The 20,183-nt window shown below is 38.8% G+C and carries 17 protein-coding genes; 2 read left to right on the top strand and 15 right to left on the bottom strand.

The genetic code is table 11. The features are described from left to right. Positions 1–223: 223 nt before the first annotated feature. A complete protein-coding gene (locus ACFSFW_RS12130) occupies positions 224–1,888 on the top strand; it encodes a BCCT family transporter (RefSeq protein WP_388038582.1) in 1,665 nt (554 codons plus the stop codon). Between the two features lie 128 nt (positions 1,889–2,016). Here the strand turns inward: ACFSFW_RS12130 and ACFSFW_RS12125 are convergent, their stop codons facing one another. From ACFSFW_RS12125 to ACFSFW_RS12100, 6 genes are all read right to left on the bottom strand, one after another. Beyond that, positions 2,017–2,559 carry a cupin domain-containing protein gene (locus ACFSFW_RS12125; RefSeq protein ID WP_388038579.1) on the bottom strand — a complete coding sequence of 181 codons (543 nt, stop codon included), beginning with the start codon at positions 2,557–2,559 and terminating at the stop codon, positions 2,017–2,019. Positions 2,560–2,717: 158 nt separating this feature from the next. Next, a complete protein-coding gene (locus ACFSFW_RS12120; RefSeq protein WP_388038576.1) occupies positions 2,718–4,487 on the bottom strand; it encodes a putative bifunctional diguanylate cyclase/phosphodiesterase in 1,770 nt (589 codons plus the stop codon). A 33-nt stretch (positions 4,488–4,520) separates the two neighbouring features. Continuing rightward, positions 4,521–6,218, bottom strand: a complete 1,698-nt coding sequence (locus tag ACFSFW_RS12115) for a methyl-accepting chemotaxis protein (RefSeq protein WP_388038573.1) — start codon at positions 6,216–6,218, stop codon at positions 4,521–4,523. A 304-nt stretch (positions 6,219–6,522) separates the two neighbouring features. Continuing rightward, positions 6,523–7,011, bottom strand: coding sequence for a hypothetical protein (locus ACFSFW_RS12110; RefSeq protein WP_099364011.1), 489 nt, complete (start codon positions 7,009–7,011; stop codon positions 6,523–6,525). Further along, positions 6,992–7,798: a DUF3100 domain-containing protein gene (locus ACFSFW_RS12105; protein ID WP_388038569.1), complete on the bottom strand. Its 807-nt coding sequence runs from the start codon at positions 7,796–7,798 to the stop codon at positions 6,992–6,994. The genes ACFSFW_RS12110 and ACFSFW_RS12105 overlap by 20 nt, the downstream gene beginning before the upstream one ends. A gap of 1 nt (position 7,799) precedes the next feature. Next, the gene (locus ACFSFW_RS12100; RefSeq protein ID WP_388038566.1) at positions 7,800–9,074 is read right to left on the bottom strand and encodes a M20/M25/M40 family metallo-hydrolase; all 1,275 of its coding nucleotides are present in this window, start codon (positions 9,072–9,074) and stop codon (positions 7,800–7,802) included. A 286-nt stretch (positions 9,075–9,360) separates the two neighbouring features. Between ACFSFW_RS12100 and ACFSFW_RS12095 the strand changes: the two genes are divergently transcribed. After that, positions 9,361–10,557 (top strand): DUF4085 family protein, encoded by a 1,197-nt coding sequence (locus tag ACFSFW_RS12095; RefSeq protein ID WP_388038563.1) that lies wholly within the window; start codon positions 9,361–9,363, stop codon positions 10,555–10,557. A 55-nt stretch (positions 10,558–10,612) separates the two neighbouring features. Here the strand turns inward: ACFSFW_RS12095 and ACFSFW_RS12090 are convergent, their stop codons facing one another. From ACFSFW_RS12090 to ACFSFW_RS12050, 9 genes are all read right to left on the bottom strand, one after another. Next, positions 10,613–11,881 (bottom strand): hypothetical protein, encoded by a 1,269-nt coding sequence (locus ACFSFW_RS12090; protein WP_388038560.1) that lies wholly within the window; start codon positions 11,879–11,881, stop codon positions 10,613–10,615. A gap of 147 nt (positions 11,882–12,028) precedes the next feature. After that, positions 12,029–12,406, bottom strand: a complete 378-nt coding sequence (locus ACFSFW_RS12085; protein ID WP_388038557.1) for a permease — start codon at positions 12,404–12,406, stop codon at positions 12,029–12,031. Positions 12,407–12,446: 40 nt separating this feature from the next. After that, a complete protein-coding gene (locus ACFSFW_RS12080; protein WP_304218180.1) occupies positions 12,447–12,653 on the bottom strand; it encodes a helix-turn-helix transcriptional regulator in 207 nt (68 codons plus the stop codon). A 163-nt stretch (positions 12,654–12,816) separates the two neighbouring features. After that, positions 12,817–14,535, bottom strand: coding sequence for a beta-N-acetylhexosaminidase (gene nagZ / locus ACFSFW_RS12075; RefSeq protein WP_388038555.1), 1,719 nt, complete (start codon positions 14,533–14,535; stop codon positions 12,817–12,819). A gap of 136 nt (positions 14,536–14,671) precedes the next feature. Then, positions 14,672–15,526 carry a polyamine aminopropyltransferase gene (gene speE / locus ACFSFW_RS12070; protein ID WP_388038551.1) on the bottom strand — a complete coding sequence of 285 codons (855 nt, stop codon included), beginning with the start codon at positions 15,524–15,526 and terminating at the stop codon, positions 14,672–14,674. Between the two features lie 312 nt (positions 15,527–15,838). Then, positions 15,839–16,762, bottom strand: coding sequence for a type I pantothenate kinase (gene coaA, locus ACFSFW_RS12065; RefSeq protein ID WP_388038548.1), 924 nt, complete (start codon positions 16,760–16,762; stop codon positions 15,839–15,841). Between the two features lie 63 nt (positions 16,763–16,825). Beyond that, on the bottom strand, positions 16,826–17,443 hold the full coding sequence (locus ACFSFW_RS12060) for a YczE/YyaS/YitT family protein (protein ID WP_388038545.1): 618 nt from the start codon (positions 17,441–17,443) through the stop codon (positions 16,826–16,828). 172 nt (positions 17,444–17,615) lie between these two features. Continuing rightward, a complete protein-coding gene (locus ACFSFW_RS12055; RefSeq protein WP_388038542.1) occupies positions 17,616–18,782 on the bottom strand; it encodes an acetyl-CoA C-acyltransferase in 1,167 nt (388 codons plus the stop codon). Positions 18,783–18,818: 36 nt separating this feature from the next. Then, positions 18,819–20,147 (bottom strand): MFS transporter, encoded by a 1,329-nt coding sequence (locus ACFSFW_RS12050; protein ID WP_304220344.1) that lies wholly within the window; start codon positions 20,145–20,147, stop codon positions 18,819–18,821. Between the last annotated feature and the right edge of the window lie 36 nt (positions 20,148–20,183).

The following is a 20,183-nucleotide window of genomic DNA, read 5'->3' as shown; positions in this document are numbered from 1 at the left end:
AAATTGTGAGTATAATGCGTATTTATATTCGAGCGTGAATATTGGGGTTGATACTATTTCTAAAATTACTCATAGGTCTTTCAACCTATTCGTAATCCAGAAAGAGAGACAAATTCATCGTCCCATCTGAAACAATGAAACTGTCCCTTTATCCCTATCTGAGTATATTTCTTTTTTTGTTGCAAAAACTACCAAAAACAGTTTATTAAGGGGAGGGTTATGAATGAAAAACAGGATGATTGATTGGCCAACTTTTATTGGCGCATTTTCATTATTGTTGTTGGTTACGATTCCTCTCGTCCTTTTTCCTGAAAAAGGACAAGATGTGGTTAATGCTGCAAATACGTATGTGACTACTAACTTCGGTGTTCTCTATTTGCTAGTTGGAATCGTGATTTTCTTTTTTCTAATCTATGTTTCGTTTAGTGCAAACGGTCAGATTTTGCTTGGGGATAAAGGAGAAAAGCCCGAATTTAATGATTTCTCTTGGGCGGGCATGCTTTTTTGTGCCGGGATTGGCTCTAGTATTTTATATTGGGGAACAATCGAATGGGCTTATTACCTGCAAGGTCCTCCCTTCGGAGTAGAACCTGGCACAAAGCAAGCCATTGCATGGGCTACCACCTATGGGATTTTTCATTGGGGACCGATCGCATGGGCCATTTATACACTCCCAGCCTTACCAATTGCATACTTTTATTATGTAAGAAAAAAACCTGTCTTAAAAATTAGTGAAGCGACTCGGCCATTAATTGGAAGACTAGCCGACGGTCCTATTGGTACCATAATCGATATCTTATTTATGTTTGGTCTTATCGGTGGTGCTGGAACGACGCTTGCTCTAGGCACTCCGATGATTGCTGAAGGTATCTATCGTCTAACCGGCATAGATGTGAACATGACTGTTAAGACGATTATCTTATTATTTGTGACTGTCATTTTTGCGATTAGCTCTTATACGGGATTAAAAAAGGGAATTAAGGTTCTTTCTGATGTAAACCTATATCTTGCTTTCTTTCTTTTAGCTTTTATCTTTGTATTTGGTCCAACCCGTTTCATGTTAGAAACAACAGTAAATAGTATCGGACTTTTATTGGATAACTTCTTTCATATGAGTACATGGACAGAGCCGTTTAATTCATTAGGTCCATTTGAGTCGACTTCGTTCCCTGAAACTTGGACGGTGTTCTATTGGGCATGGTGGCTTGTCTATGCTCCATTTGTCGGTCTTTTTGTTGCTAAAATTTCTCGTGGACGTACCATCAAACAAATGATACTCGGAACAATGATCTATGGAACTATCGGAAGTATTTTATTCTTTGGTGTATTAGGAAATTATGCGATGCACCTGCAGCTTACAGGAGAAATGGATATTATTCATACATTGAATACAGAAGGAGCTTCTCCTGCTATTCTAGATGTAATCGAGAGCCTTCCGTTTTCGTGGTTTATGATTTTAGTCTTCACCGTTCTAGCAATCGTATTTCTCGCTACAACTTTCGATTCAAGTTCGTACGTGTTAGCGTCTGTTGTACAAAAGGAAGTTGAGGATGAGCCAATAAGGTGGAATCGATTATTTTGGGCATTTGCTCTTTGTATAATGCCTTTAACGTTGATGTTTATTGGCGGACTCGGTACCTTGCAAACCGCTAGTATCGTGGGTGGGTTCCCTCTTCTTTTTATCATGATCATGCTTGGTTGGTCATTTCTGAAAGCATCCACCCGGGATATCATGGCATCCGATTATTATGAGCCGAAGACGATTGAGCTGAATTACCGTAAAATTCTTGAGCGCTTGCGTCGAAAGAAAAAAGCAAAAGGGCAAGCATCTGGCGAACAAGAACAAAAGGGGCCAATCGATGCCCATTTTGAAGATGACAAAAAATAAATCTAGGGCAGAGCCCATTCCAGCTCTGCCCCGTTTTTAGTGGGACGGAGGGACAGGTCCCTCGACCCACTTTGTCCATCATTCGAGTCAATCGCTTAGGTGTGCCTAAACCGACAGAATCATTGATGCTAGTGTTCAGCTTCCATTGCATCTGCTTTTGTTTTATGGACGGTTCCAAATGGATGATTTGGTGGTGCATAAATTGAATATAGTTTTAATGGGATATTTCCTGTATTCGTTAGGTTGTGCCAATACCCTGCTGGTATAATAATGGCTGAATCGTCACTAATTTGTCTTACAAAGTCTAACTGATTTTTGTTTTTCCCCATTTGAACAATTCCATTACCTTGTTCAACCCGAAGGAATTGGTCCACATCAGGATGCATTTCTAAGCCGATATCTTCTCCAGGTTGTAAGCTCATTAATGTTAACTGCAGGTGAGTACCCGTCCAAATTGCCGTGCGATACGTATTGTTCTGCTTTGTAGCTTCATCGATATTAACTACAAACGGCTTCTTACCTTGGTCAGTGAACTGGCGCATTTCCCTTCCCATATGTGGGTGATGGTATCCCCAATAGTTCCAGTAATGCATAGGAACATGCGTGTAATATGGGTGGTGATGATGATGGTGATAATAATGATATGGGTGTCCATATGTTACATAACTCATTTTACTCAATATCCCTCCTCAAATTGCTAAAATATCCTATGCAAGAGAGATAGTGAATGTAACCCAAATTTATAGGATTCTCTTATCTTTCCATTTGGGACAATGTACCTGCGTCCCTAATACAAAAAGACACCTGCATTAGGTGTCTTTTTAGATAACTATATATTTGGTACTGGATTTTTTAAATATTGTTCGATTTCCTGAGAGGATAGGGGTTTGCTATAGAGGTATCCCTGCCCTTGGTTGCAGCCTTCGTCTAGTAAAGCCTGGAGCTGTGCCTGGTTTTCAATGCCTTCCGCAATAACTTCTAAATTAAATGCTTCCGCAAACGTGATAATTGCTTTCACGATCGCACGGCTACCTTTATCAGTTGAAATATCTTTAATGAAGGAAGCGTCAATCTTTATGATGTCTACTCGTAGCCTCTTAAGATAGCTCAACGAACTATACCCTGTTCCAAAATCATCGATTGAGATTTGAACGCCAAGGTCTCTAATTCTTCTTAATACAGGAGCAACATAGTCGATGTCTGCAAAAATACTCTCTGTTAGTTCTAACTCCAACCATTTCGGTTCGATATCGGTTTCTGTTAATATTTCCTTGATTTTTTCTACCAAGTTGGGCTGCTTGAGTTGCTGCACAGAAATATTGACAGATACCCTTAATGGGGAGAAGCCTTTTTGTTGCCAGTGTTTATTTTGCTCACATGCGCGACGGAGAATCCACTCACCAAGTGGGATAATAAGCCCTGTCTCCTCCGCGACGGGAATAAACTTAGCCGGAGAGATCACTCCCATTTCAGGATGATTCCATCTCATTAATGCCTCTAGTCCTACTGTCGTTCCTGTTATTAAGTCGATTTTAGGCTGATAATCGATTGTGAATTCCTCTAATTTAATCGACTTTCTTAATGCATTCTCAAACTCTATTCTTTCGAATGATCTTCTTTCCATTTCCTCGTCAAAAAATAGATAACCATTTCCGCCTCTTTCTTTTAAGGAATATAACGCAATAGCGGCTCGTTTTAAAAGGGTATCAGAATCGTGACCATGAAATGGGGACATTGCAATTCCCATACTACAAGAAATCGTAAACGAACGCTCCCCCAAAATGACTGTTTTTTTCAGGCTCTCGTTGATCTTCTCAGCTATTCGTTGAACCTCAGATTTACCAGAAACATTCTTGACCAATATTGTAAATTCATCCCCACCAAATCGTGAAAGTACATCAGATTCACGAAGGCACTGATTGATTCGATGAGGTATCTCCATTAAGATTAAATCCCCAATTTCATGTCCACACAATTCATTAATATTTTTGAGTCGGTCAATATCTAAAAAGATCACCCCATTTTGTGACTCGTGCACCCCATCATCTTGAGTGCCCTTTTTTAAATAATCTATAAACAGCCTGCGATTTGGCAAATCAGTTAATGTATCGTAGTAGGCTAGTTTGTAAATCATTTGTTCTGTTTTTTCCCGCTCCGCTTCAATTTCCTTACGACATGTTATATCATTCCGAATTGAAACATATTGATATGGTTTTCCTTTTTCATTTAAAAATGGAACAATAGTTGTTTCTACCCAATAATAGCTACCATCTTTTGCACGGTTCTTCACTTCGCCTCGCCAAATATTTCCCTTACCAATTGTGGCCCACATGTTTTTAAAAAATTCACGTGGATGATGGCCAGAGTTTACGATTTTGTGGTCTTGTCCTAATAGTTCTTCTCGTGAATATTGCGAAATAGTGCAGAATTGATCATTTGTATATGTTATTCTTCCTCTATTATCCGTTATCACCACAATCGAAGATTGATCAATGGCGAACTTTACGTCAGAAAGTTTTTTCATAATCTCTTTTATTTTTTGTTTTTCTTCTAGAGTTAATTTCTCTATGATCTCATTTTTCTCTAGATTCAGCTCCATGCCAGCATTCTCCCCCATTACATGTTTATCATCCTATAATTTGAACTTATTGACGATATCCTGTAATTCTTCAGCCATGTGTGCCAAAGATCCTGCGGATGTTGAAATTTCATCCATTGACGCCATTTGTTCCTCAGTTGATGCTGAAACTTCCTGTGTTCCAGCTTCTGATTCTTCGGCGATTTCTGAGATTAAGCGCATGGACTGTACCATTTGTTCAGCTCCTGCTGCCATTTGCTGAACGGCTGCTGACACTTCTTGGATTTGGTAAGTAACCTCATGTATGGATTCCTCAATTTGAGAAAAATTTGATCCCGCTGTATCAACAATTCCAATTCCTGATACAACTTCTTCTGTAGCTAATTCCATGGCTGCCACTGCTTTTTTTGTTTCTTTTTGAATATCCAGAATGAGTTCAGATATTTGGTTTGATGATTCAGCAGACTGCTCTGCTAGCTTTCGGACCTCATCTGCTACTACTGCAAATCCACGTCCATGTTCGCCTGCTCTAGCAGCTTCAATTGCGGCGTTTAGGGCTAACAGATTGGTTTGACTTGCAATACTAGTGATGACTTCAATAATTTTCCCAATTTCTTTTGATCGATTACCTAACCCTTTGATTACCTCAGATAATTCACTAAATGTATGATTAATTGAATTCATTTGATCTACTGCGGTTCTAATGGACTCCCCACCTTCTGAAGCCTTTTCAGCAGTATCTATGACAGAAGCCGAAACCTTTTGCGCATTACCAGCAATTTGACCGACCCCGATTGACATTTCATTTACAGTACGAGATGTCTCCTCTACGCTTTGAACTTGCTTATCAACGCCACTCGCTACCTGTTGCATCGTTGCTGCGATTTGTCTCGTTGCATCCTTTGTTTGTTCAGAACTGGCCGTAAGTTGCTCTGCTGAAGCTGCTAAATTATTGGTTGTAAAACTTACTTGATTAATAAGGTTGCGAAGATTATTGGTCATTATATTAAATGCAGCCGCCAAGTCTCCGATTTCATCTTTGTTTTTTATTTCAATTTGATCTCCTGTGAGATCGCCCTCAGCCACTTTTTTGGCATTGTTAATTAAAAGGGTAAGAGGTTTGGTTTTTCTTCTAATGATTAAAATCGTAATGACACACGCAAGTAACATCGGTAATAACCCGAGAATAAAACTATCAATGACAGAATCCAATGTCCGCTCTTGCACAATTTTCGCATCGAAGTCAATCGCGTTAATGGCGATGATTTCTTTAGTTGGATCATGGTCCTTAAAGATTGGCGCATAGCCAGTAATTCTTTCCATCCCACCAAACTCATAAATTTCTGAGTAATGAGGGTGTTTTGATTCTACTATCATTTTCACAATATCAGGATCCATGTGAAAAGGATCTCCGGCCTTGAATCCTTGCTGTTGCATATTACCATCAAGGGCCAAGATGTCTCCATCAAGGGACAAGATATATTGACCTTCAAAAATAGATTTATGAGCCGTTGTCCAGTTTAATTCTTCATTCAATTTTTCTGGATCCTTATCCCCTGCAATAATGGCTTCAATTTCAATTGGATTAATTAAACCAGTCGTTATATTTGCACAACCAACCGCTTCAATCCCGGCTGCCTCATATGTTTTTTCGTAACTTACAAGATAAGTAGAAACCGAGGTAATAATCATGGATAGTAAGATAACCACTACAATAATTACACCAAGCTGTCTAGTAAACGTTCTTTTCACTCGTATTACCTCCTTGATAATGTGATAAGTGCAATAGTTAAATCGTAAAGAATAATGAAAGGTCATATAATTGCTATGAGGTACTGCCGATTATAAAAGGAGGAAAGCCTCATACGATTACTATTTTATAAATAATATAAAAAATATCACAGCTATAATGTGACAAAAGTCACACTTCCATCCAACATTATGACCATCCTGTGAAAATTCCGGGACAGAGGGACAGGTCCATTGTCCCAAAATAAAAAAACTGCCTTTTTAGGCAGTTTTTGTTTATTTATTCTATTACTCTTCGAACTTTATATTACTTTCCAGCTAGTAATAAGCCAATTTCGGCTACTATTGTACTACCAATATACGTTCCACTAAAAACGAAAACAGCAACAATCGCAACTTTCCAAGAAGTATTTTTTAATTCTACTAAACGGTTTGCTACTGAAATTCCAGCAAAAGTAAGAATCGGTGTTGTGATGGAGAGGAAATCCACCGCTTGAATCGCTTGTACAAAGAAGTCAGAAATTAAGCACATCACAAGAGATGTAATTGAAACCCACCCCAATACCGGAAACTCCTTTAGAAATTTAATCGAACATGTATTTAACTTATTCGAAATAAAAATACCGATCATCGAGAAAACCCATAGAGTAAGCAATCCCACAATTGTCATCCCAGTAACAGCCATTGATTCAGGATTTTTTAAGTGTTTTATAAATTGTGTAAACATAATAAGTGCAAGACTTAATAAAACGATTAAACCGTACTTCACATATGAATTACGCAGCGCGTTTTGCATTTTTATCACCTCGTACAAATAGTTTATACATAAATTGCTGCAACGGAGCCGCAAGGAATACCATTGTAAAGGTTCCTAAGAAACTAGTAAGCAACTGACTCGCAGATGCATATGCTAAAATCGTGCTCTCCATATCCGGAACTTGTGCAACTAGAGAAGCAGAAGATGCACTCATCATACTTCCAGAGCCCATGCCAGATGCCATTGCTAAGGCCTCAACACGGAAACCCAGTTGTAACATGATCGGTGCGAATATACTGAAGAAAATTGTTCCAAATAATGTACCGATGATATATAAGGATAAAACGCCTCTTCCTTCATCAGAATTCAACGTATACTTTTCTGAGATATAAGCGAGTTCGCCTTCACGACCTATACCTAGAGTTGCTCCAATCGCTTCACGTCGTAATCCAAGCAGAAGTGCCACAGGCAGACCTAACAGAACTGTTCCAAGGTTCCCGATTTCCTGAAATAGGAATACCCAGCCAACTTGAAGAATTTCACCAATTTTTGGAGCAACATCTGCACCATATCTCGCCATAAGTGGAAGCATGATAAGAATCAAGTATTTTCCGGCAAAGTCTACATTCTCTTTACTGTAGACTTTTTTCCAAAAACCTTTGCGGAATAGATTCAAACCTAAAATCATCGTGATGATAATTGCAAATACTAGTGGTAATAAGCCAATTGAAAAGGATCCAAGTTTAACACTTTGAAATCCGATCATTTCAGCAGCCGTAATGACTATTAGTGCAAAAATAATGAGATAAATAAAATTTTTCTTCATATTAGTTTCCTTTCTTATCCATAATGATTTCATTAATTAACTTGATATAGTCTTCATAACTTCTTTTGTATAATTTTGAAGCATCAATGTTTCCATTCATTTGTTCAAAAACTTGAGCTATGAATCTAGGAAAAATCTCATAAATAAATTCAGGATCTATATCGATAAAGTCATCTCCATGAATCGTTCCTTTAAAGCCACTGTAACCAATCTGAATACTTGGAATCATGTAAGATAAATCGCCGATATCTCCTGCCGCACTAATTGGATCATCATTATACAGTACGTCAATTTCATTATTTTCTTCAAAAGCTTTCCATACAAAATCGGATAGATAACGGTCTTGTTTAAAAGGTAAATAGCCCATCTGTGTAGAAATTTCCACATCTCCTTGCAAGGCTAAAGCACTTCCTTTTGCTGCGTCATCGAGCTTCACTGCAGCTTCTTTCATGTATTCTGTTGATAGAGTCCGCAGGTCCGTCCCAACAGTAATAGCATTCGGTATCACATTTGTAGACATATCTGATTCCATCACAATCGGATTGATCCGTACCTTCTCCGAATCTTTAAGTTGTTGTCTGCTTAAGCCGACTGCTACGTTAAACAAGGTAGACATGTTATAAGCATTTTTCGAGGAAAAGGGATCAAATCCAGCATGCGTTGCTTTACCTATAAATTTATATTTTTTATACAAGAATCCAGCTAAATCACAGTTGGTGTTAATCGTACGCTTTTCAAATTCACCGCCAATTGCATGAACACAGATAGATAAATCTATATCATCAAAAACACCAAGTCTCATCGCTTCTGGCTTACCGCCATAATGAGTTATCTTATTTTGTTGAATGAGCTCATCACGATAAGCTAGATCCAAGTATTCCTCTGCAGGGACAAAGATAAAGGATATTTTATAATCAAATTCTTTGTACCTATTTGACTTCATAAAATAATTGTATAAAGCAAGTGCAATCCCAACTTGAGTATAGTGACCACAGTTGTGTGCAGCCCCTGTCTCTTTGTTCGCATACATGTGTGATGGTGCATAAACCGCGTCTAATTCTGCAATGAACGCTACGTGTAATTCCTTATCCTGGTCACCCAATGTTGTCTTAAAACCGGTAGTACTGAATTCCTCTATTTGAATATCAGGATTCATCTGTTTTAGACCATTAATAACCTTGCCTTTCGTTCTTTCTTCTTTATACCCTAGTTCCGGATGAAAATAGATGTCTTCAGCCAACTCTTTTATTGTTTTATATTGTTTTTTGAAAATCATAGATGATTCTCCTTTTTTTAACTGATTATTTACAGTTTATCTCACAACACTTCACAATCGTTTGTCCATTGTGTAATTTCCGAATGATGAGTATGTTGTTTTTTGTCGAAATTTAAGTTAAACACGAACATTTATTATTTTATTATAAACATTGTTCGATATCAACTGTTTTCAAGATTTATTTTTATGGTTAAAAGTGGATGATTTATGAGGGAATCATATATTTGACTCTCAAAACAGGAAAATCCTGTTATACTATTTTCATCAACTACCATGAGGTGAGACTATGTGGAACCTAACCAAGCAGGCGAAAGAGAAATTTTCAAAGTGTACGATCTTACCGATTCCTGAAACTGACGAAGAATGGGAAATTACTTTACGAGAGGCAAAAGAAGAAGGTGAAGATCTCATTAGTCATTTAAAGGAAGAGCTTGAGGAAATGAAAGAGGAATTGCTGCAAATCTTGCCAAGTCGCTTCATATCATATGTGGAAAACGGAACGTTAAATCAACCAACATTGCCAAAGTCTGTTCGTGAGGATTACTTGCAATGGATGCAAGAAGCGAGCAAGGAATTTGAGCAAGTATTAGATGCTGCGCATTCCAAAACGGAAAAGGCTGTTACTTATTTATCAGAATCGGTTCAAGATGTCTTTGAGGAAAGCTTGCATGATTCAACCATCGAGCGTATTGAACGTGAAAGGGATACACTTCATCTCTACATCAATACAGATGGTGGTTTTTCATCCAAAGCGCTGATTCATTTTACTTTTGAAAATGTGATGACTGAGGTATCCGATGTGCCGCTAGATGTCGGTCATTGGATCGTCTATTACGAACTTCAGAAAACAATTGATGGGTTTGCGCTCCGCGTGTTGTTTGAATGCCCAGATGCCGAATGGACGATTTCAATGAAGAATCTGGATGCTGAATATTACTATCGTCCAGCCCTATATACATTATTGAATAACGAAGAAAAAATGGCAGAGACTTCTTTTGAGGGTTATGTTGCACAACTAAATCCAGACCATCGCTATTGGCTGAACACACCAAATGTGACGTGCGCCATCCAGTCAATCTCAGAGTCTATCATACTAGAAAACGGAGAACTTGAATTTGCGCAAAATGAAATGGTCGTTACTGTAGGAAAGGATCGTTTTACGTATGACTTGGAAGAGTACAACCCAATTCAGTTTATTTATACGGACGTAAACGAGGATCCATATGCTCACTTAAGCGAACCTATAGCAGCGGAAGAAATTGAAGCAGCGGTACTAGGCAAGGATTTGGAACTACAAGTCCGGGCGTGGAATACGATGTATGCAAATCCTCACGAGTTTACTGAAATCATTAATCATGTTATGGCAAAAATGGAGATAACCGAGGAAAACGAAATGTTGGCAAGCGTTTATGCGAACTACTTTTTTGAATTAGATATTTTAACGGAAGACGTTATTGAAAAGTATCGCTCACTGATAAATTAAGAGACACAGGTTCCTCGTCCCAGTTTGGGACAAGGGACCTGTGTCCCACACTGTCTTATAATTCATCTAACGGGAGAACTTTTCCTGTTGATGCATGGACTGCAAATTGGCAATCTATTTTTCCACACAGGACATATTGGTTATGGTCAAAGTCATACACGTAGTATGGCTCTAATTCGAACTTTTCTTTGATTTTTTCATAGGCCTCATTCTTGCTTATAACCACTTTCTCGGGTTCTTCAAATTCATCAAACATCTCCAACATCATCTGGTTATCCTTATAATTCACAGCCTCAATATTTTCAGATTCAATCATGACATTTATTTTTCGCTGAAATACGCGTTGATCCTGCTTGTTCGCTCTTACTATCGCATGAATATACCCTGAATCGCGATGAAGTGATTTTAACATCCAAACTCCAGAATCACTAGGATATACCCTTCGTAAAAAATCTCGGACCTCTGTCATACATTTTTTTTGCTCTGCCTCTGTGATTGGTAGTGAATCAGGTGAGGGCTCGCCTAAAAATGCTTGTTCAGCCGTAACCTCCTCATGCCAAGTTATCTCTTTTCTTTCAAATGAAGAGTCCTCAATTGGCTCATCCCAATCCAAGGTTTTTTCTATTTTCATATATCCTCTAACATCCACGATAACTTCAAAAGGGATTGTGTCCTTTTGGTCGTTTCTTACATAGATTTCTTCTACCGCATAAGCAGAGATCAGTCGTTGTTGTTCCATTAACGGAGATTCAATCAACTTCACTTGTTCCTTCGCGATGTCCTCAATTTTTTCAAAGGCCAATGTAAATGGTTCTATTTTCACCATTTCCTTCGCTGGAAAATGACCATGCGCAGAAAACAAAGTTAGCCTACCATCTTGATCAAAGTTGACCTGAATCATTCCAGAAGGTGAAACAGCAATCCCATCAATGCATTCTTTAAAATGTAGCTCTCCCTCTTCTTCCTTATGTAACTGGAATTGCTGCTCAAACGCTAATCCTGTTTCCTGCTCAATCCATTTTATAATGTCATTTTTATCTGTGAATGTTACCCCGTTTGTGGCAAAGGTCTGACCCATCACAAAAATAACACTTTCAAAGTTACGACTCTTCACATCTATTGTAATTACTGCCGTTCCATCTGGATTTTCATCCTCGTACTCTTGTCCCACACAATGATTAGGAAACCATTCCATTGATAATGTATAAATCGTCTCATTAAAAATACTTACACTACGATTGAAACTATAAGTCTCTAAATAATAGTCCGATAATCCAAACTTCTCTCTTGTAAAATCAACTAACTCCTGAGTTCTTTCATCCATACTTATCACCTCCAACATATTGCGTTTCTATTTACTACGAATTACTCACCCATCGGTTTCACATTTTTCCAATTTAAGGTTAATAAAAAACTGCACTTGTTTAAGTGCAGTTAATAATGTTGAGTCGAGGCACCTGTCCATCTGACCCTAGTAAATTTTTGAATAAATGACAAAGGAGATAAACATCGTAGAGATTAGTAATGTTGTGAGGATGTTGATCAGTTGAGCAGCAGTTAACGCAATCATCTCAAATTGCAAACCAATGTTAAACGCAATAAGAAAAATCATCATCGCAAAAAACGATGCGAAAATACCTTTCTGCCGGATAAGTTTCATGCGTTCATCCTTTTGCTTAAATTGTGGATACAAGTATGCCAAACAAAAACTCATGACTGCCATAGCCAATGTCATATAAGCCATAGGTGCCGGAGAAGATTTGGCCATGATTCCAACAAATAGTAAAAAAACCGACATCACAGTAAACAAAATACCCAAAACAACAAATGGAACTCGCGAATTCCCCATTTTTTTCCTCCTTTAAAATGACTTCATCTAGCATAATTCCTTATTTATAGTCTTCTTCCTCTAAAAGAAAAATGTCTTCAACCTTCGTCTCAAAAACTTCAGCCATTATCAATGCTAAAGGAAGAGATGGGTTGTATTTTCCCTTTTCAATCGAAATAATTGTTTGCCTGGAAACACCCAATTTTTCAGCCAGTCGATCCTGCGAAAAACCGTGTTTTTTCCTAAACTCTGATACTTTATTTTGCAACCCATTCACCACCTCTTATATTTCCATCGTAATGTAAAGTTTCCTTTACATCAAGTAACCTTTACATATTTTTAGACATAAAAAAAGAAGGTTAGTCACTTGGACTAACTCATTCGCAAAATCACAATATAGATGCTCACTTTGGGACAAGTGAGCTGTCCCACTATGAAAGTTTGTCGAGTACTTTTTGTATTGATTGATTCAGTTTATTTATATTTACTTGTGTAGCCTTGGAATGGTCTAATTGATACTTTTCTTTCAATTGTAGGATTCTAATCACACTTTCATCGATTCTCTTTTCGGGTATTTCACCGTTTTCGACTGCTTTTTTAATTGCATTATGGACCTGAACCACACTGTTGTAGTCATGTGCCACCATGATAATATCACTACCGGCCTTAATTGATTGAACCGCTGCCTCACCAATATCGTAATCATTGGTGATTGCCTTCATGAAAAAATCATCAGTGATGACTACACCATTAAAGCCTAGGTCATTCCGTAAAATGTCCGTGATTATCGTTTTTGACATGGAGGACGGATAGGTCTTATCAAGTGCCGGTACTAAAATATGGCCAACCATCACCATATCTGCTCCTTCTTTTATGGCCTTGTGAAATGGAATAAATTCCAGACTCTCTAGCTCTTCACGCGTCTTTTCAACCTTGGGTAGCTCCAGATGTGAATCAACATGTGTATCCCCGTGCCCCGGAAAATGCTTGACTGCGGAAATAATAGACTGCGACTGCAGCCCTTTCATTGTTTGAATTCCTAGACTACTCACAATCTCAGGATTACTGCTAAAAGAACGATTACCAATTACCGGGTTATCCGGATTGCTATTAACATCGAGCACAGGTGCAAAATCCACATTAAACCCAAATGCATTGAGCTCATTACCAAGGGTTTTGCCAATTTCATACGAGAGTGTTGGATCATTTATCTCTCCGATTTCTAGATTTGTCGGAAAGTTGATTAATCCACCTGGCAGTTTCGAAATTCGGCCACCTTCCTGGTCCACTCCAAAAAACAAAGGTATATTACCTTCATTAGCCTGTTTGATTTGGTTCAAATAGTTCACGGTTTGTTTCGGAGATACTAAATTATCACCGTTAAAAATGATGCCTCCGACTTGGTATTTAATAATTAATTGGTTCATATTTTGGCTCATCTTTGTACCAGAAATCCCTGCAAAAATCAGTTGACCAATTTTTTTATCTAAACTTAGGCTTTCATTATCATCAACCGATTGTTGAAGGTTTGTCACGACAGAAATATGATGAACAGTTGGGTTAGGCTCTTGCTCCGTCTGCTTCGGTAAAATCCACTTTAACTGATAAGTAGGATTGACTTGATAAATGAAAATAACTTGGTTTACATTTTCATCCTGATAATATTTAACCTCATCTGGCGCACCTATCGCTTTTTGAATATTTTCTAATTGAATACCCATTAAATTCGGATCGTAGTAGCGGATATCGAAAGCAATCTTATTCTTAATTCCAATTGTTACTTCATGGTCAGGATACACTGCGAAGTCGCCAATCGGGCTTTTATCAATAGTTGGCGGTTCCCCCCATTGATTGTGTATTTCTTGGATGTTTGTCTGTCCTGCTATAAAAGGAGTATGCGGAACCTTCCCTGTTTTCGAAAGTGAAAAAATTTCCTTAACCTGTTCTAAGGAATCTGGTTTTTCTTCAGCCGTTCCCTCTGGCTGCGTCTCAGCTTCATTGTTTTCTGATTGCTGAGCCGCCTCCTCACTTGGAGCACTTCGTTCACTTTTCTGTTCGTTATCTTTTTCAAAAAACATATAAACGAAAGCAACCACTACAGCAACGGAAAGTATACCAATCAAACTCGTTAACATTCCTTTTTTAAACATAGGCTACCTCCCAGCTATTTTTTCTTCTATATAAATAGACTCTTTGAGCAGCAGAAACGTTACATGGGTCACAGGGACAGGTCCCGTGTCCCAAAACTGAATTAAAGAGGCAAGGATTCAGGCCCTTGCCTCTTTTTTATAGTTGTTCCCCAAGAAACTGCGGCAATGAAAAACAGCTTTCCACCATTTGCTCGTTCACATACTTTGTTTCTTTATTGCTGACTCTGCTTGGGTTTACATCAATATGCTTCTTAGATCCAATCGTGAAGCTCCACATTCCACCAGGGTAGGTCGGTACAACTGCCGTATACAATTTGGTCTCTTTGAAAAGTTCTGAGATTCGAGTATAGGACTGTTTCATTACGTCAGAATGGAAAATTGGTGATTGGCTTTGACAAACCATGATTCCATCATCTTTTAAAGCTTCATGTAAGCTTTGATAGAAGCTTTTTTCGAATAAAGCCTCTGCAGGTCCAATTGGATCTGATGAATCCACGATAATTAGGTCATACTCATTTTTCTTACTAGCCGCGAATTTTACACCATCATCAAAAATAAAATGAACACGTGGATCTGCTAGGCGACCTGATACCTCAGGTAAATGTTCGATACTAGCTTTTACCACAAGTTCATCAATTTCAACCATATCAATATGTTCGATTTCTACGTATTTAGCTACTTCCTTTGCAACACCACAGTCGCCACCACCAACGATTAATACCTTTTTCGGATTAGGGTGAATCGACAAGGGCACATGTGAAATCATTTCATTATAGATATGTCCATCAACCGAGGTCGTTTGGACAATACCATCTAACACTAACATTCTTCCAAAATCATATGAATTCAGTATCATGACATCTTGGAAAGATGATTGTTGTTCAAAAATAATATCTTTAATCCGATAGCTGATTTTTAAGTTGTCGTACTCATTTTCGGTGAGCCATAAATCTCCGTTTTCCTTAGATAAATAAGGTTTATTCAGTTCCATCATCATCCCCCACTCTACTCTTATTCTTCCAATATAAGAATAAGAAAGAACAATGTGCATGTCCAGCGAAGTGGGTCGGAGGTTCCGTGTCCCAGTCAACTTCACATAGGTTATCAGCCATAAAAATAGTTTATCAGCCGTATTTTTTCTTTATCGGCCATAAATTTTCAGTAACAGCCGTATTTTGAAATTAGCAGCCACAAATCTAAAAAACGCCGCGAGTGTCTATGCACTACTGCGGCGTAATATAGCGAAGCACCTGGGACAAGGGACCTGTCCCCGTGTCCCATGCGGCGATCCGTTGTGTCCCATTTAAAATTTCTTAAGGTGAACTTTTTCCATTATGTGGTCAGGGCCTTTTTTGAAGACGATGTCTGCACGACGACGTGTAGGGAGAATGTTTTCTCGTAAGTTTTTGGCGTTGATTTCCTCCCAGATGTCGGTTGCCTTCTTGATCGCTTCGTCTTTCGTTAACGAAGTATAGCGATGAAAATAAGACATCGGGTTCTGGAACGCCGTCTTTTGCAGTGTCAAAAATCTCTCAATGTACCATTTTTTGATATTTCTTACGTCCGCATCAATATAAATTGAGAAATCAAAAAAGTCGCTGACGAAAACCGAATGTGACTTGCTGACTTGAAGGACATTAATTCCTTCAACAATTAAAATATCCGGCTGCTTAATAACCTCTACCTTGTCGGATAGCACATCATACGTTAAATGGGAGTAAAGTGGAGCCTCCACTCTTGATTTACCAGACTTCACCTTCATCATAAACTCAATTAATCTTTGAGTATCATAGCTTTCGGGAAATCCTTTTCGACTCATCAAGCCCTTACTCTCCAAGGTTGCGTTTGGATATAAGAATCCATCTGTCGTAACTAACCCTACTTCTTTATGCTCGTCCCACCGTGATAATAGAGTTTGAATTACCCTTGCTGCGGTGCTTTTCCCTACTGCCACGCTACCTGCAATTCCAATAATATATGGAATTTTCTTAGCTTTATAGTCTAAAAATGAATTCGTTGCTCCCTGTAGCTGTTGTGATGCCTTTACCTTTAGATTGATTAAACGGGTCAATGGCAAATAAATTTCTTTTACTTCCTGAAGAGAGATTTCTTCGTTTATACCGCGAATGCTCTCGAGTTCTTCTTCTGATAGTAACAAAGGAGTTTTATTGCGCAATTCTGCCCATTTTTCTCTATTAAATTCAATATAGTTTGTTAACGGATTCATAGTTTTTACCTCTATTTTAGATTCATGTTCATTTTATCAGATTGTTACTTGAATTAATACGTTTTATAAAGAATGACTTGCGTTCGACACTTGCAAGATTTTCTTCATTCTATTATTAACCACTTGAATGATTTTACCTAAAAACAACGCAATCACTAGAGTCCCAAGCCCAACCGGTCCTCCTAAAAGAAATCCGAGAACAGCTCCTGTAGCTTCAATGCCCATTCTTACAATATTAAAACTCAACTCAAACCGATTGCAGAATGCCACCATCATTCCATCAATGGGTGTCTTCGGTAAACTCGCCTCCATATAAATGCCGATTCCAATTCCAGCGATAACAAGACCCACAACGAAACTGACAATTTGTAATTCCCAAGACGATGTAAAGTCTACATTCGCTAATACAATATAAAACCAGAAATCAACAAAAACACTTCGGATAAAAATGGGGATAACCGATTCGATACGCAATCTCTTTTTTTCTAGAATCCAGGTAATCAATATAAATGTCAACTGTGTCAAAATTGACCACGTACCAATCGTCAAACCTAAATGCTCTGTAAGCCCTACAGCTACGGTATCCCATGGCCCCGCTCCTATTAATGATCGAATAATAAATGCCATGCCTAGCGCGGTAAGAGTGAGTCCTCCAAAATAAATGCCTATACGTATTCCCATGCTGCACCTCGATATTAATGGATATTTCAAAATAATTATTCAATTATAACACTTTCATGAAAAATTGCACCCAAAAAAATAGGCATCTGCCCACCAAAAGGACAGAAGCCTTAAATCATTTCCTAGACTCTTATTTTTACATATTGAGTATTTTTGATATATAATGAAATACTTATTCTACTTCTATTAAAACGGCTGCTCCTTGGCCTCCACCGCCACACATAGATGCAATGCCTCGACCGCCACCGCGTCGTTTAAGTTCACGAGCAAGTGTTAACACAAGCCGGAATCCGCTAGCACCTAGAGGATGACCAAGAGCGATTGCTCCTCCGTTCACGTTAACGACATCTGAAGGAAGACCAAGCTCTTGCTGACTTGCAATCACAACACTTGCAAAAGCTTCATTAATCTCAAACAAATCAATATCTGAAAGGCGTAAATTTCTACGATCCAATAAAGCCCGTATTGCATTTGCCGGCTGGAGGTGCAAGGATGGGTCTGGCCCTGCCACAAATGACCAATCAACAATCGTTGCTAGCGGTGACTTCCCTATTTTTTCACATGTATCTAAACTAGAAATTAGACCTGCACTCGCACCATCTGACATCGGACTAGCGTTTCCAGGAGTAATCGTTCCCCCTTCTTCAAATGCTGGGGAAAGTTTTTGTAGCTTGTCAATGGAGGTTTGTGGTCGAATACATTCATCCTCGGTTAAATGCAGACCGGAAACATGAACTCCAACTATTTCATCCTTAAAAAATCCATTACTTTGTGCCCTAGCTGCCCGTAGTTGTGAGTGTAGTGCAAATTCGTCTTGTTCTTCTCGGCTAATATGTAATTCTCGATTTGTACGTTCAGATAACCCGCCCATTGATTGATCAGAAAGTGCACACCACAAACCGTCATTCAACGTATCATAGAATTCGACAGCACCCATCTTAACTTCTCGTCTAAGGTTAGATACATGAGGTGCATTTGTCATTGATTCAAATCCTCCAACAACAAATAGATCCCCTTCTCCTCTTTCTACACGGCGAGCAGCATCAGATACCGCTGCTAAACTAGCAATACAAACGCTATTTAATGTTAAGGCAGGGGTATGTATCCCAACACCAGCTTGATAGGCAACTTGACGCGCAGGGTTTTGACCTTGCCCAGCCTGTATGACTTGACCTAGTATAACGCCATCTGCATTAGCAGTTTCAGGAACACGGCGAATGAGCTCCGAAACTGCCGCAACACCTAGTTCAGTTGCTGTATTCTTGCTTAAACTTCCCTTAAACCGTCCAATAGGAGTACGAACTCCATCAATTAATACAGTTTTTTTCAACCAAATCACCCATCCTTTTAGTAGATTAATTGAAACTAAACTAAATTACTGGGTTAGTGAATCACGGTATGTTTCCCGTGCGAATAATGTTGCAACAATGCTTATCACACCTAGTGCGGTTAAATATAGAATGATCGGTAAGCTATGCCCATCATATTTTGCTAGTAACCAAGTCGCAATTAGCGGTGAAAATCCACCTGCTAGGATAGCTCCAATTTGGTAACCAATAGAAGCACCACTTAAACGAACCTTCGACCCAAAAAGCTCAGAGTAGTATACTGCCTGAGGGCCATAGACAGAGTCATGTATGACATTCAATCCAAGCACGATTCCTATTGTGATCCAAATGACCGATCCTGTATCCATCAGTGCGAAAAACGGAAAAATGAATAGCGTCGTTGCTATTGTTCCACCCAAATAAACAGGTTTACGGCCAATCTTATCTGATAAGTAGGACCACAGTGGCATGGTCACTAAACCTACTACAGAGGAGATCATGACTGCATTTAGACCAATGGAGCGATCGACATTAACTGTACCTACGAGATACGTTAGTACAAATACAGAATAGATATAAAATGTTGCGTTTTGAACTAATTTCATTCCAATCGTTAAGAATAATGGTTTCTTTTGGCTGCGTAGAACGGTAAGCACAGGCTTTTCCTCTATCTGCTTCTTTTCAGCCAGTTCCTCAAATACAGGCGATTCACTCACTCTTAAACGAATCCAAAGTCCAATGATGACAAGTATCGCACTTAGTAAAAATGGAATACGCCAACCCCAAGCAAGGAAAGCTTCATTTGACATATTGTTATTTACCATTGAGAAAACGAAGGTGGATAAGAGAAGACCAGCAGGAACTCCCATTTGCGGAAAGCTACCGTATAATCCTCGTTTTCCTTTTGGAGCATGCTCGACAGCCATTACCACCGCTGAGCCCCACTCACCTCCAACGGCAAATCCCTGTACAATGCGTAGAAGACTAATTAATAGTGGTGCCATCAATCCGATTGTTTGATAGGATGGGATCAGCCCCATTAAGAATGTTGCGATTCCCATTAATAATAATGAAAGGGTAAGCATTTTTTTTCGACCAATTTTATCACCAAAATGCCCAAATACCGCGCTTCCTAATGGTCGTGCTATAAATCCTGCAGCATATGATCCAAAGGCTGCTAGTGTACCATATAGAGGGTCGAACGTTGGAAAAAACAATGCGGGAAATACTAAAGCAGCAGCTGTACCGTATAAGTAGAAATCATACCATTCAATTGTTGTACCAATAAAGCTAGCCAAACCGACCTTACGATGTTCTTTAGAAAAACCTTTTTTCTCGGTGTTTATATCCTCCTGAATTACTGGAGCTGTAGACATCGACTTTCCTCCCTTTTTACGATGGTGTAATATGTC

This window comes from Ferdinandcohnia salidurans, from assembly GCF_042680725.1.
Classification (GTDB): domain Bacteria; phylum Bacillota; class Bacilli; order Bacillales; family Bacillaceae_L; genus Ferdinandcohnia; species Ferdinandcohnia salidurans.
The sequence above is the reverse complement of the archived record's forward strand: the minus strand, read 5'-3'. Positions and strand labels throughout refer to the sequence as shown.

Coding starts and splice junctions, on each gene's coding strand:
- ACFSFW_RS12130 (WP_388038582.1), top strand. CDS start 224: ATGAAAAACAGGATGATTGATTGGCCAACTTTTATTGGCGCATTTTCA.
- ACFSFW_RS12100 (WP_388038566.1), bottom strand. CDS start 9,074: ATGATTTTCAAAAAACAATATAAAACAATAAAAGAGTTGGCTGAAGAC.
- ACFSFW_RS12125 (WP_388038579.1), bottom strand. CDS start 2,559: ATGAGTTATGTAACATATGGACACCCATATCATTATTATCACCATCAT.
- ACFSFW_RS12095 (WP_388038563.1), top strand. CDS start 9,361: ATGTGGAACCTAACCAAGCAGGCGAAAGAGAAATTTTCAAAGTGTACG.
- speE (WP_388038551.1), bottom strand. CDS start 15,526: ATGGAACTGAATAAACCTTATTTATCTAAGGAAAACGGAGATTTATGG.
- nagZ (WP_388038555.1), bottom strand. CDS start 14,535: ATGTTTAAAAAAGGAATGTTAACGAGTTTGATTGGTATACTTTCCGTT.
- ACFSFW_RS12085 (WP_388038557.1), bottom strand. CDS start 12,406: ATGGGGAATTCGCGAGTTCCATTTGTTGTTTTGGGTATTTTGTTTACT.
- ACFSFW_RS12110 (WP_099364011.1), bottom strand. CDS start 7,011: ATGCAAAACGCGCTGCGTAATTCATATGTGAAGTACGGTTTAATCGTT.
- ACFSFW_RS12090 (WP_388038560.1), bottom strand. CDS start 11,881: ATGGATGAAAGAACTCAGGAGTTAGTTGATTTTACAAGAGAGAAGTTT.
- ACFSFW_RS12120 (WP_388038576.1), bottom strand. CDS start 4,487: ATGGAGCTGAATCTAGAGAAAAATGAGATCATAGAGAAATTAACTCTA.
- ACFSFW_RS12105 (WP_388038569.1), bottom strand. CDS start 7,798: ATGAAGAAAAATTTTATTTATCTCATTATTTTTGCACTAATAGTCATT.
- ACFSFW_RS12050 (WP_304220344.1), bottom strand. CDS start 20,147: ATGTCTACAGCTCCAGTAATTCAGGAGGATATAAACACCGAGAAAAAA.
- coaA (WP_388038548.1), bottom strand. CDS start 16,762: ATGAATCCGTTAACAAACTATATTGAATTTAATAGAGAAAAATGGGCA.
- ACFSFW_RS12060 (WP_388038545.1), bottom strand. CDS start 17,443: ATGGGAATACGTATAGGCATTTATTTTGGAGGACTCACTCTTACCGCG.